Below are 12,261 nucleotides of genomic sequence, written 5' to 3' on the forward strand. Positions count from 1 at the left end.
TTGCACATATACTTTGTAACAAAGCAATATTTTTAAGGGAGGTTTTTAGTTAATTTATCTTTATTTCCGGTAACGTGTGACGCTGGCGAGCGTCACTAAATCGAAGTTATTAATTCTGACTATTTCTATTCCAATTAAAAGTATAATTTAATGCGTGACACCTGTTATTTATAATGCAGTTGCGGCACCTTTTTCTATTTTAGTAGGCTCATGTTATAGAGCTTTAAATGCCAGCATAGATAAGTTAGGTTATTGAAACTTAGCTAGGGGGATGTCAGAAGAGCGATATGAAGACCGTGTTTTTGACCTATGTATGGACTATAAGTTATAAGCTTAGGAAATGATAAAGTGTACATTTTGACTTTATATTATTGATTTTTGCTCTGTACTAAGCGTTCTAGTACTGCTATTGAGTCTAAATATATTTGCTTTGACTGCTCGGTATGGCCGCCCATTGCCGTAGATATTTTAAATGTTTCTCGCATATCATTAAGTAAGTCATGCTTTTGGTTAAGGTCTTCGTTCATAGATGTTGGCGCGCCTATAGCCATCATTTGACCTGTGCCAATAAAGCCCCCGTCATATAGGTCTTTAGAGAGTGAGCGCATATCTTTAGCTGTAATACTGTGCACATCATACTTATTGGCAATTTCTTGCCACTTTCCCTGTGCTTGCCTACCAGCATCACTAATTGAAACTTGATCCGATTTACCAGCCGATGTTGTTGTTTGACTACTTGCTGCAATTGGCTTCTGAGATTGTGTTGTATATGAGTGGTTTACATAACTAGTTTGATTGACAATCATTGGTAACTCCTTCCGTGCTAGTGTTTTCAAGATATTATCAAGTGACAATACAAGCAATTTAGGTGCCACCATTACATAATTTTAACAACTGGGCATGTATTGAAGCATTGAGTGCTGTTTGATGAGTATGCCAGACAAGATATCTTGATATCGCAACTTTAGAAGGGAGTTATTATTAAGCTTTGAGTCTGTTGGGGTTTGTTGATGAGGAGGGAAAAAGTACCGACAGCTTTGCTATCGATACTTGTCCATGTGAACACTTAAATTAGTCGAACACTATCTGCGTAGTTCGAGCTAATTTAACTAGACTGGATCTGAGTCGTCAACAAGTTCATTGATACATGTTTTTACTGCCATTCGCGTGGCTTTTTTTCCTTCAAAATAGACTGTAAACTCATCTAAAGTGACATCGCTACTAGTGTCAGAGTCCATTGCAGTGAAAGTATCTGTTCTATGTGTTGTCATTGCTGATGTGATTTCTGATAAGCTTAGACCACCGTTTACATCAGTATCTAATGCTGAAAATTTGTCTTCAGGTGATGCGAATTTATCGACATCAGGTACCGTTATGCTGTTGTCTCCACTGGCATCTTTAGCGTCTTGAACACATTGTACAATAGCTGCAGCATAAGTTGATAAATCTGTTTGGTTGCGCTTTTTAGTCAAAAATTCGCTTAACTCAATTTCAGAGCTCGTATCGGTATCTGCTTTATCGAGTTTTTTCTGTGCGCGACTATCAATGTTTGCAAGTAGCTCATCCAAAGTAATGGTGGTACTTTCGTCTACATCGATGCGTGCAAACATGATTTCAGGGGTTTTCTTTTTACTTTTACCACCTTTACGTGCGTCTACAGGGTTACTGAGCGTAAGCGCGGTTAATGCAGTGCCGATTAATGCGATGTTGATGATTGAAAGTTTCATAGTCATTCTCTTTTTAGTAGATTCAAAGGTTACAACGGTTAAGTCAGTGAATGGTTGACAAAGTTACCGTAAAAAAACTGTTTATTTTTAACTGTATGAAATAAAGGCAATTTTATTTTTCGGAACGCATCTACCAATTGTCTCGTGTTGGTTAAATCTAAAATGAAGGGTAAATGTGCAAAAAATGTGACTCAGTTTGTCAACCATCAAATTTCTGATACGTTTAATAGAATGAGGATCAGTAATGTGTAGGTGGTAATATTCATAAAGCAACAGAGTTAGCGGTGGCTAAAGGAAATAATGGTGATTGCAAATATGGGTGAAACACCTGGCCAAATGTCGTTAAATAGCTTTCTAATGGTGGTTGAGAAAAAAGCGTATAATATGGCGCTTATCTCTTTGGCAAATCATGCTGAAGCGCTAGATATTGTGCAAGATGCGATGTTAAAGTTTACTACTAATTATCACTGTAAACCACAAGAGCAGTGGAAACCGCTGTTTTACCGCATAGTACAAAATTTAATTATGGATTGGCATAGGAAGCAAAAGGTGCGTCGAATTATGACTTTTTGGCGTGAAGAAGACGGGACGCCGGAACCTTGGCTGGCTTCACTTGCCGATTGCCCTGAGCAAAGTGCGCAACAGAAACAACAGAGTGAATATGTGCTGGCAATGTTAAATGAGTTACCAGTGAAGCAGCAGCAGTGCTTTTTATTGCGCGCTTGGGAAGGGTTATCGGTTAAAGAGACGGCTCAGATAATGAAGTGTTCGCAAGGAACAATTAAGACCCACTTCTCTAGAGCGAGTGCAAAACTGAAAGTAGGTATTGAGGTAGGAAATGAGTGATAGACCATTAGCACAGCATGAACAACAGATATGCAATGTGTTGGATCAGAAACTAAATGATACTGATGACTTGACAGCATCTCAGCTCGCAAAGATGCGACTAAAAGCCATCGAAGCAAGCACTGATGTACAGCACCAGCCAATGAAGGTTCAATTAAAGTATGCTTCGGCATTTGCGATTGTACTGATGATTGGAGGAGGATTTTTATCTAATTTGTTAATAGAGTCGCCGATGGCAGTCACGAGTATCCCAACAGCAATGTTACACGCAAATGATATGCTGCCATCGGAGGATATTGCCATGTTAGAAGATATCGAATTTGTGCAATGGTTAGCAAATAGTGACTATGAGCTATAAAATAGCATGGGTGGTGATGTTAAGCGCTTCCAGCTTACTGAGTGCGAATGAAACTAATGAGCACAAGGTTACTGAATTGAAAAAGCAAGATACTGGCGCCGTATCTAAAGGCGCTATTTCGGTAGAATTTTTACTATATTTATCTGATTTAACACTAGTTAATGGTGATATCGTTGGGCCTTTAGATATGACAAAAGTGCAGGAAGCCGATACGCATGAAAATACAGAGAAACGCGTTGAAGCAGAGAGTAAACAGCCATTGAAAGTAAAGGAGGAGGTAAAATGAGAATCATTTTTTTGGTCTTTTTAGCTGTTTGTTTTACCTGTATGAGTGTGGATGCACAGCAAAGCTGGGAGACTTTGAGTAAAGCGCACAAGCAAGTGTTGGTTAATGTTAAGGAGCAATGGGCTGAGCTGGATACTGGCAAACAGCAGCAGCTTATGAGAGGTGCTGACCGTTGGTTAAGCATGAATGAACAGCAACGTACAAGTAGTACTAAACAATTTGAACAGTGGCGAAGCTTGCCTAAAGAACAACAACAAAAATTGCAGATTCAATATGATAAATTCAAAAAGTTGCCAGCCACGCAACAAAAAAAGCTACGCGATGTGCATAAAAAGTTTAATAAGTTGCCAAAAGCGCAGCAGCGTGCGCTTCGAGATAAGTTTCGACAAACGAAGCAGAGAAAGCAAAGAGCAATACAGCGAAAACGTATAAGAAAAGGCGGGGGCTGACATACCAATAGGGAATGACACTAAAACTGATAGCCAAGGCCTATAGACAAATCATTGCCAGAGGAGTCACTTGAAAAGTCTTGGCTGAATGACACATCTATTGTCCAAAATTCACCCAGCAGCAATATAGTGTAAAAACGTGCTTGTCCATAGCTATCAGTACTCAGGTGATCAGTAATGCCAATGTTTGTTCTTGAATTAGTTCGACGTGTATTGCCCTGACGTATAGGGTCGGTGTTTAGCGCGGTTATATTGTTGTCTTTTACTAGTTGGTGCCAACTGACCTGAACACCATAGATAAGTGCGTTATGTTGACCCAATTTAGCATAGCGAGACGCATCAAGCGCGATAGAGGCGAACGTTGTGTCAATTTCTTGAATGGTACGTGCGCTTCGAGTTTTTGGGAGAGTGATAGATTCATCACTTTCCCATTTATTGCTTTGTATTGTTGTGGATACATTGTAATAAAAAGATCCCATTTCTGTACCCCAGCCAAGGGTACCTGTGTAACTATAAGCGCGGTTTTTTTGTTCCAAAGCGTTGCACTTGCGCGCCGTATTCTGTATCTGAATATTATCTTGCCAGTGATCGTAAAAAACAGACCCATACCAGGCATCATCGAAATAGTAAGTAAAGGCAATGCCATATGTATCAACCTCAATATCTGCCTGGAGAGATTCAGTGATCTGGGTGTTTTGTGTCCATAAACCGTAATTGAACGAGATGGTATGTTTTGCTGTGACGTCAAATGAGGCAAGTGCATTCACCCCAATAGGGTCAAAATCAACATGTTGTTGGCGAAATGGTATCGTGTGTTTTACTTGTGAAGCGCTAAGATAAATATCACTTGCAAGTACTTGTTGTATATTAAATAAAAAAATGGTGACCGTGAGATAAATCCATACTTTAATTATCGGCATTTGCGTTCTGTATTTTCTTATTGAGTAATGAATATTAGCGGAGTTTGAAAAAATGCTGAAGTTTTTGTTATATATATCGCTTAATGTTCGCATGTTTGGCGTGTTAAATGCTAGTGTGTTGGCTATTAGTACAAGGAATGACGTATGTCTTAGCATTGTTTTTTGGCTATTCGCCGTAAAGTCATTGTTTGGTGTTGAGTCATACAACTTTTTACAGTTTTATGCGTGACCAGTCCCTGTTCTTTGTATAACTTTCAGTTTTTATATTTAATGAGCTTTTTATGTCTTCCAATAAAATTAATTTGTCACTGGTTCTGTCGGCTTCTGCGTTGGCTGTTGTTGTGTATGGTACGTTTTTTAAACAAGGAGCCTCGGAGGTTAGCGTTATAAATGCAGCGTCCGATCATGAAAACACTCAGCAATGGGGGACAGGGTCTGACAATGATGATGTTGATACGGAAATATTGGAACTACGTCGTTATATTTTAGATTTGGAAGAGCGCATAAATAATATTCAGTATAGTCAAAAAGAGACAGGCATTGTCGCAGGTGTATCTGGGAACTTTGCTGACGCGGTATTAGAAGTATTGGAAAATAAAGAGCAAAAAGAACGTGAAAAACTTCGTGAGCAAAACCCGATGTATGGGTTCTACGAAGATTTACCAGAAGATTATGAAATCAGAATTAAAACAGATCCAGAGTATGCGCGACAAGTTGGTAAGGATCTCAAACGACAGATCATCGATGAGAACTTACCGGTTATGGATAGACTTGCAGCTATGAGCCAGTTACAGATGACAATGTTTATGCTTAATAAGACGGAAATGCCAGAATATGATTATGAAGCTGTTGATGCTATTTTGAAAATTAGTAAAAACAGCAGTGATGATAAAGTTAAAATTCAAGCACTTGAGGTGGTCGCACATACACCTGTTGCTGATTCAAGGGTGTCGGATAGCTTTGTCACTATGTTAGAGAAAGAACAAAATGATTATATCAGAAGTATGGCAGCGGAAGGGCTTGTGGCTCAATATTATAAAGCGCAAAGCAAACAGCCTGAATACAGTAAGAAAGTAGCGGAAGATATTTTAGCACTTTATGACAATGCGCCTGATGCGAAATTGAAACAGTTATTAGAAAGCATTATAGGCGATGAGAGAATGCTTGAAGAATTAAGAAATTCAGCTAACCCATAATGTTTGCTTAAGCTCTGTTGCACAGCATAACATCATGTAATATTACATGATGTTATGCTCACATTACTTGATCAGGTAAGTACAAATAGCTTTCTTTGTTTAATGTCCAAGCGAGATCTTTTGACGTTTTGGTTGAGCATGTTTTTTGCTTCAATACATCGCTTTGTTTAATACTATCAAAAGAAAAAAGTTGTATTGAAATGAGTGGCATGCCACCAATACATTCGCAAACAAACACCAAGTATGCTGATTTAAAGTCTTTTTTTTGCTCCGCTTTACTCATTCGTAGTGTTTCTTTTTCTATACTATGAATAATGGCGGGGGCGAAGGCGAGTTCTTGACCTGAGACATTAATTCCTAACAGTGTTTCAAATAATTTCGGGTGGTTATTTTGACGCAAATCTTGGTGGTTTATTGTCAACTCAATATTTGATGTTTGCACAAAGTAACCCGTTTTATTAATTAACGTTGATAATGCGTGATAATTAAATGCGGAGTATGGCTTTCCTGTTGCAGGGTTCGGTGTTGTCGAAAGTGTTTTCATCATTGCCGAGAATAAACTGACTGCTTTAAAAAATTGCAACTGTACGGCACTCGGTAATGGTTTTCTTGGATCATGATGTGTGGAAAACAAGATATGACCAGTTGCATTAAAGTAAGTATAACGGGGCAGCGTGGTGCAAAGCTGGGTATTGGCTGATGTTTCACGGCTTTTACGGCTAAATAGGCTAAACCATTTCAAAAATAATATGCTCCATCAATTAAAGGCTTAGCCATAAGTGGACTAAGCCTCAAAAAGTATACTTTATGAAGTTGCTATGTTAAATGTTTCAGCACTTTGAGCAACGACATTACCCGACTTATCAAGTACTTCTATAGTAGAAACCGTTGCTTGTGTACCTGACACGGTGAAGTTAATTGAATCAGTACCCCAATTAGCAGCAGTGATCACACCGTCACCATCTGCAAACCTTAACTTTCCAGCCTCTACTGGTAAAAACTGACCTTGGATTTGGTAGGTTGTACCCGTAGAAAGTGCTGAACCAGATTCAATGATGGAGAATGTTTTAGCATCAACGATGTCATTTATTGTCGGTGTTTGTGTCAGCAAGCCACTTAACCAGTTGATTAACTCTAAGTAGTCAGGATCAGAGTTGATGGCATCTAAGTCCCCTGCATATGATTTAATGAACGATGGGGTAACAAACATATAAGTATCTTTATGTAGTGTCCACGTTGTTGAGATTGAAGACTCACTAAAACAAGGACCTAATTTAAGTTGCTGCTTATTTTGCTCGCAATCTGCATAGACGACAATGGCACTCACTATAGGCATACCTAGTAAGTATTCACACACAAAAACGATGTTACCTACTTTACTGCTTGAGTGGCTTTTAGAACCCGATATATTTAGGCCCTCTTTACCAATTGAAGAGACCATGGCTGAGGCAAAGCTCATTTCGCCGGCGCCAGTTGCTAAACCTAGTAGTGATTCGATAAGCTCCTTACTAAAATCAGCACCGAAACTTTTTGTTTCGTATTTTACATCCTCTTCAGTAACATGAACAAAGAGCCCTGAGCCACTAATGATATTTTGTAGGGCTTCGTAGTTATATAGAGAATATGGCTTTTTAGTTGCTGGGTTTTTTGTGGTTGTTATTGCGCGTGACATGCCTGCAAAAAATACAGATACTTCGGCAAACACCTTTTGAACGGACTCAGATAAAGGGGTGCTAGCGTCTATGGTACTAGACATCATGATATTCCCAGTTTCGTTGAAAACATAATATTTCTTTGCTTCAACATTGTTAGGGTTTTTGACTGCTTGCTTTAGAGGGACTGTTTGAGTGTTTGTTGCCATGATACTTCCTTATTATTAAAGTCTACGGATATATAGTTGAACATGAGACAAAATACCACCTAGTTGCATTGGCACATGCCATGCAATTTCGGCCCATTAATTGTTGTTACACAATAATGATTGTCTAAGACGACGGTAATCGCTTTGAGCGGGCAAGTACTTGCTCAAAGTTCAATGATGACCAATTAACAACGAGTGTAGTAATAATAAGCAAATAATGTAATTACAGTGCATTACAAATAAATAGTAGGGAAAGAATAAGAGGGCGTTTTCTGCAGAGCGGCTGTTGTTACTCTGGAGATTCTGATTCATTGACTACTTCGTGTTGCGCTTCTCTTTCAGCTTTCGAAATGTAACGCGGTTTATTACTTTTATGTAGTTTTGCATTGGCGCGCTTGTCTTTTTTCTTTAGTTTTTCGTATATCTTTTTTTTACGGTTCATTGGTGGCTCCTCAATAACAGCCCGCCATTGTATTGCGAATGCATTCACAATGGAAATAATACGATAAAAATTCTCACTGTTAGTTCCTTTTTTACGTTTTTATGTTTTTATTTTGTGTTTTTTGTTATTTATTTTTTACTATAAGTTGCTGTAAATTCGAATAATTGCAAATATTAACATGACAGCGATGTCTTTTCCTGTTGCTGAATTGTGACCTCAGTGTTATGTTTAGTTCCCCTTTCGGGGCTTAATTCTAGGGGAAATAATGAATCATAAAAAAAATATCATTGCAGCAGCCGTGCTTTCTGCAACGTGTGCGGCAAACGCGAACACAGCACCAACACAAGAACTCATAAAAAAAGATCCGCTGACTTACCAACAGTGGCATCTACAAAATACAGGTCAAACTGGTTTTTCATTATCAGCAGGGCAAGTTGGTGAAGATTTAAATGTCGACTTTTCTGACCGAATGGGCATTAAAGGTCGAGGTATTACAGTCTCAGTGATTGATACTGGTGTTGAAATTTCTCACCCAGATCTCGTAAACAATGTTGTAGCCGGTTCTAAAAATTTAATTGATGGTACTGATTCACCAACCGATACCCATGGTCATGGTACTGCTGTTGCGGGTTTAATTGCAGCGGAAGAAGGTAATGGTCTGGGTGGACGAGGTGTTTCACCATATGCAAATTTAGTCGGATTTAACTTTTTAGATGAGCAGTCTATCCAATCTTGGATGATATCTCATGGACTAAATGAAGATTTCCGTGCATTAGATCGCTTTACAGATCCACGTGTATTTAACCAAAGCTACGGCAGCACACCGTCAGCACCGGTCAATGGCAAGTTAGAAAACAATCCGCGTTTTGCGTTAGAAGAGCAAGTAATGCAAGATATTACGTTGGACAGTCATTGGGGACGTGGTGCTGTTTATGTAAAATCAGCGGGTAACTCATTCAGAAGTTATTCGACCTACATTCAAGGTACCCGATTCTTAGTATTACCATATGAAAATAACCAGTTTTTCAATAACCAAGGGTTACCATTTCATGACGCCAATATTACTTTGGGTAATACGACCAATTGGAACCTTGTGGTGTCAGCATTAAATGCAGATGGTAAGTTATCGTCATATTCATCGGCCGGTGCGAATGTTTTCTTGTCAGCACCAGGTGGTGAATATGGTCAAGATAAGCCCGCGATGGTGACGGTGGATTTAACCGGTTGTGACAAAGGCGGTAACGTAGCTGGTGAACACAAAAATGTCCTACATGGTGGCTCAGAGCTTGATCCAAATTGTGACTATCGTGGTACTATGAATGGGACATCATCAGCAGCACCAAATACCTCTGGCGCGGTTGCAACGGTCATGTCGGCTAACCCTGCGCTAGATTCTCGTACGGTTCGCCATTTACTCGCTTCTACAGCACGTAAAACTGACCCAACACATAATGGTGTGACCATTAATTTTGAATCGGCAACAGGCGAGCAAGTGAGCTATGATGCGATTCCTGCGTGGCAAACAAATGCGGCTGGGTATCACTTTCATAACTTCTATGGCTTAGGGGCAGTCAATGTCGATGATGCTGTTTATAAAGCGTTATTTACAGGTGTGTCTTTACCTAAGTTGCAAACACTTGATTGGCAGCGACAAGAAGCGAACGTGACTATTCCTGATGCAAGTTTGGCAGGCGCACAGAGCACAACCGCTGTTGAAGAAAATCTAACGGTTGAAGCGGTACAATTGAAACTGAACATTGACCACGAACGTTTACGCGATATTGCGATAGAGTTAACGTCACCATCGGGTACTCGCAGTGTGGTCCTAAGTGCTCGTACCGGTTTCTTAAATGGCACAGATGGCGGGTTTACAGACGCAATTATGCTAAGCCACCATTTTTACGGTGAGCAGTCGCAAGGTAATTGGACAATTAAAGTAATAGATACAGATAAAGGCACAAGTAACACGCTAATTTATAATCAAAACATTGGCTTATTTGGGACAAATAATGCAAATAACAGTGTAGATGGCGTATTAAAAGATTGGTCTTTAAGAATTTATGGTCACTAAGGGGTCGATGCATATGAAACAACTATTAGTAATGGCTGCTTTGACAGCATCTTCAGTGGCAATCGCAAACACTGATGTGACAAATGACGAGCTTGCACAACACCAACTTCAAGATGTCAGTGTTTTATTGGCACAAGGCGGTCAATTTGGCACAGTTAATGGCAAGCAAAGTGTTGAGAAAGGTCAGGTTATCATTGGTGAAAATGGTCTGAGCGCATATGAGGCAACTGGTGAAGTCATTATCGAGTTGGCATCATTTGCTGATGTAGATAAAGTTGCAGCAGCACACGGGCTAACATTGAAGCAAGCCTACAAAACATTTTATGTTGTCACGTCATCAGAGTCTAACCTAACGGCAGTTGTGAATACATTACGTAAGCAAGGTACTGTTATATCAGCTGACTTAGGCTTAATTGACTTGGGTACTAAGGTTAATTAATTCATTAAGAAGGCTCAGAAGCTTGGCTTTTGAGCCTTCTTAATTGTACGCAAGCACTCGTTTAATCGTATTACCTTCTTCACTTTTCTTTATTCGCGTTCGTTCTAACTTAAAAAGTATATTATTAAAGCGTGTTAGTTGATCGCAACGCAACCACAGTGATAACTTAACTGACGGAGTAATGTTACCTTGGTACTATGCACCTAGATAAGGGGGGCTAGGTAGCAATGGAGTGTGATGATATAAGCCGTGAGTGTTAACGCTAACTGGCAATTAAATAAAACTCAGGCTAATCCCGCGAAACAAAAATAACTGAGTACCTTAATACTCAGCCGATTAGATCAACATGTTTTAATTACTACCCCTGCTGTTTCTAACACCGTTTTTGCATCAGCCCGTTCAATGACTTTTAAAAGGGTTGTTTGAATCGTTTCATCTTTTCTTGCATCTGTTTTACTGGAAAATTTTTGTGCTTGTGGCTGCGCCCCTTCTTCTGCAATAAACTCGACAATGACTTCGTTTGCACAGTCACTCGATGCGCCATAATAAGCGAGTGAGATTTGTGGGTAGCCTTGAAATCCATTTTTAACTCTTTTAGCGATACGTTTTGTTGATTTATCTAAATTCATAGCGGGTATCCGAAAGTGAGATTTGTGCTGATAATATCATGACCCTAAAGTAACAGCACTGAGTAAAATAGAGTCATCATTTAACGTGAGTCATTTACGAATAGCAAGGCTAATCATTATCAACGAGTATTTTGCTATTTTTCGAAGTTGTTGACATTTTTGGGTCCTTAACGACAAAATAGACTGCAAAGGCTGCACAAATAAAGCCTGCGATACCATAAATGTCGAATGTTTCACCAAATGCTAACCAAGCTTGTAATGCCGTAACTGGCGGGACCAAGTAAAACACTGATGCGACACTTTCAGACTCTCCCTGCTTAACCATATACAACAGCAGTAATATTGCCGCGACCGATAGCACCAATACTAACCAAGCAAGTGTTGCTATAAATTCGATGGTCCACTGCACTTGCATTGTTTCAAATTGCACGGCCCATGGAATAAATAAGCAGCTTGCAGCAATGTATTGGACCAATGTGGCGCCAACCAAATCGACATTTTTACAAAATCGCTTTTGGTATAAAGTACCCAAAGTGATTCCGGTTAATGCTAATAGACTCATACCGATAGCAAATTGACTCTGTGCAGCATCTTGCCATTGAATGTTGCCTTGTAATACTAAAGTGATCCCGACAAAACCCAGTAATAATCCAGTCCATTGAACAACAGAAAAATGCTTATGTGACAGCACTAATAAAATGATAACGGTGAGAATAGGTTGAATACCGACTAAAAGTGCATTGAGTCCCGCAGGCATACCAAGTGAAATTGCTTGGAAAGAACCTCCTAAGTACAGGCCATGGATCAGTAAGCCAACAACACAGCTGTGTAGGAATGCACGTCCTTTAGGAATGTGCCTTTTTAATAGTGCGACTAAGGCAATGAAGAAGATAATATTGATGATCATGCGAATTGACAATAAGGTTGCTGGTTCTGCATAAACGAGACCAAACCGGGCCCCAATAAAGCCAGAAGCCCACAGTACAACAAACAAAACGGGTATAAATTTAATGAGCATATGAAACAACTGGCTTAAA

At 39.5% G+C, this 12,261-nt stretch carries 15 protein-coding genes; 7 read left to right on the plus strand and 8 right to left on the minus strand.

Translation table 11 applies throughout. From position 1 onward, the window contains the following. Positions 1-368: 368 nt before the first annotated feature. Positions 369-806, minus strand: coding sequence for a hypothetical protein (locus J8L98_RS02540; protein WP_210995149.1), 438 nt, complete (start codon positions 804-806; stop codon positions 369-371). Between the two features lie 303 nt (positions 807-1,109). After that, on the minus strand, positions 1,110-1,727 hold the full coding sequence (locus J8L98_RS02545; RefSeq protein ID WP_210995150.1) for a hypothetical protein: 618 nt from the start codon (positions 1,725-1,727) through the stop codon (positions 1,110-1,112). 300 nt (positions 1,728-2,027) lie between these two features. Here J8L98_RS02545 and J8L98_RS02550 point away from each other — a divergent pair, with 300 nt between their 5' ends. Genes J8L98_RS02550 through J8L98_RS02565 form a run of 4 tightly spaced genes read left to right on the plus strand, consistent with a single transcriptional unit; the run spans position 2,028 to position 3,666 of the window. Next, positions 2,028-2,573 carry an RNA polymerase sigma factor gene (locus J8L98_RS02550; protein ID WP_210995151.1) on the plus strand — a complete coding sequence of 182 codons (546 nt, stop codon included), beginning with the start codon at positions 2,028-2,030 and terminating at the stop codon, positions 2,571-2,573. Further along, positions 2,566-2,931 (plus strand): hypothetical protein, encoded by a 366-nt coding sequence (locus J8L98_RS02555; RefSeq protein WP_210995152.1) that lies wholly within the window; start codon positions 2,566-2,568, stop codon positions 2,929-2,931. Before J8L98_RS02550 ends, J8L98_RS02555 begins: the two co-directional genes overlap by 8 nt. Beyond that, positions 2,921-3,217 carry a hypothetical protein gene (locus J8L98_RS02560; protein ID WP_210995153.1) on the plus strand — a complete coding sequence of 99 codons (297 nt, stop codon included), beginning with the start codon at positions 2,921-2,923 and terminating at the stop codon, positions 3,215-3,217. The genes J8L98_RS02555 and J8L98_RS02560 overlap by 11 nt, the downstream gene beginning before the upstream one ends. Further along, positions 3,214-3,666 carry a DUF3106 domain-containing protein gene (locus J8L98_RS02565; RefSeq protein WP_210995154.1) on the plus strand — a complete coding sequence of 151 codons (453 nt, stop codon included), beginning with the start codon at positions 3,214-3,216 and terminating at the stop codon, positions 3,664-3,666. Before J8L98_RS02560 ends, J8L98_RS02565 begins: the two co-directional genes overlap by 4 nt. 20 nt (positions 3,667-3,686) lie before the next feature. Here J8L98_RS02565 and J8L98_RS02570 read toward each other — a convergent pair whose 3' ends face one another. Continuing rightward, complete coding sequence (locus J8L98_RS02570) at positions 3,687-4,586, minus strand: hypothetical protein (RefSeq protein WP_210995155.1); 900 nt, start codon at positions 4,584-4,586, stop codon at positions 3,687-3,689. A gap of 281 nt (positions 4,587-4,867) precedes the next feature. Here J8L98_RS02570 and J8L98_RS02575 point away from each other — a divergent pair, with 281 nt between their 5' ends. Next, the gene (locus J8L98_RS02575; RefSeq protein ID WP_210995156.1) at positions 4,868-5,782 is read left to right on the plus strand and encodes a hypothetical protein; all 915 of its coding nucleotides are present in this window, start codon (positions 4,868-4,870) and stop codon (positions 5,780-5,782) included. 58 nt (positions 5,783-5,840) lie between these two features. Here the strand turns inward: J8L98_RS02575 and J8L98_RS02580 are convergent, their stop codons facing one another. The 3 genes from J8L98_RS02580 to J8L98_RS02590 form a co-directional block, all read right to left on the minus strand. Beyond that, positions 5,841-6,524 (minus strand): hypothetical protein, encoded by a 684-nt coding sequence (locus tag J8L98_RS02580; protein ID WP_210995157.1) that lies wholly within the window; start codon positions 6,522-6,524, stop codon positions 5,841-5,843. Between the two features lie 63 nt (positions 6,525-6,587). Continuing rightward, positions 6,588-7,643 (minus strand): hypothetical protein, encoded by a 1,056-nt coding sequence (locus tag J8L98_RS02585; protein ID WP_210995158.1) that lies wholly within the window; start codon positions 7,641-7,643, stop codon positions 6,588-6,590. Positions 7,644-7,932: 289 nt separating this feature from the next. Continuing rightward, complete coding sequence (locus J8L98_RS02590; RefSeq protein WP_192509696.1) at positions 7,933-8,085, minus strand: DUF2986 domain-containing protein; 153 nt, start codon at positions 8,083-8,085, stop codon at positions 7,933-7,935. 265 nt (positions 8,086-8,350) lie between these two features. Between J8L98_RS02590 and J8L98_RS02595 the strand changes: the two genes are divergently transcribed. Together J8L98_RS02595 and J8L98_RS02600 are read left to right on the plus strand one after the other, a co-directional pair. Beyond that, entirely contained in the window at positions 8,351-10,156 is a 1,806-nt protein-coding gene (locus J8L98_RS02595; RefSeq protein WP_210995159.1) for a S8 family peptidase, read from the plus strand. Between the two features lie 13 nt (positions 10,157-10,169). Next, positions 10,170-10,595: a hypothetical protein gene (locus J8L98_RS02600; RefSeq protein ID WP_210995160.1), complete on the plus strand. Its 426-nt coding sequence runs from the start codon at positions 10,170-10,172 to the stop codon at positions 10,593-10,595. A gap of 341 nt (positions 10,596-10,936) precedes the next feature. On the opposite strand, the gene J8L98_RS02605 is transcribed toward J8L98_RS02600, so the two are convergent. Next, a complete protein-coding gene (locus tag J8L98_RS02605) occupies positions 10,937-11,224 on the minus strand; it encodes a hypothetical protein (RefSeq protein WP_192509699.1) in 288 nt (95 codons plus the stop codon). Positions 11,225-11,333: 109 nt separating this feature from the next. Continuing rightward, complete coding sequence (locus J8L98_RS02610; RefSeq protein WP_210995161.1) at positions 11,334-12,242, minus strand: DMT family transporter; 909 nt, start codon at positions 12,240-12,242, stop codon at positions 11,334-11,336. Positions 12,243-12,261 lie beyond the last annotated feature (19 nt).

The organism is Pseudoalteromonas sp. MMG013 (assembly GCF_018100885.1).
Lineage (GTDB): Bacteria > Pseudomonadota > Gammaproteobacteria > Enterobacterales > Alteromonadaceae > Pseudoalteromonas > Pseudoalteromonas aurantia.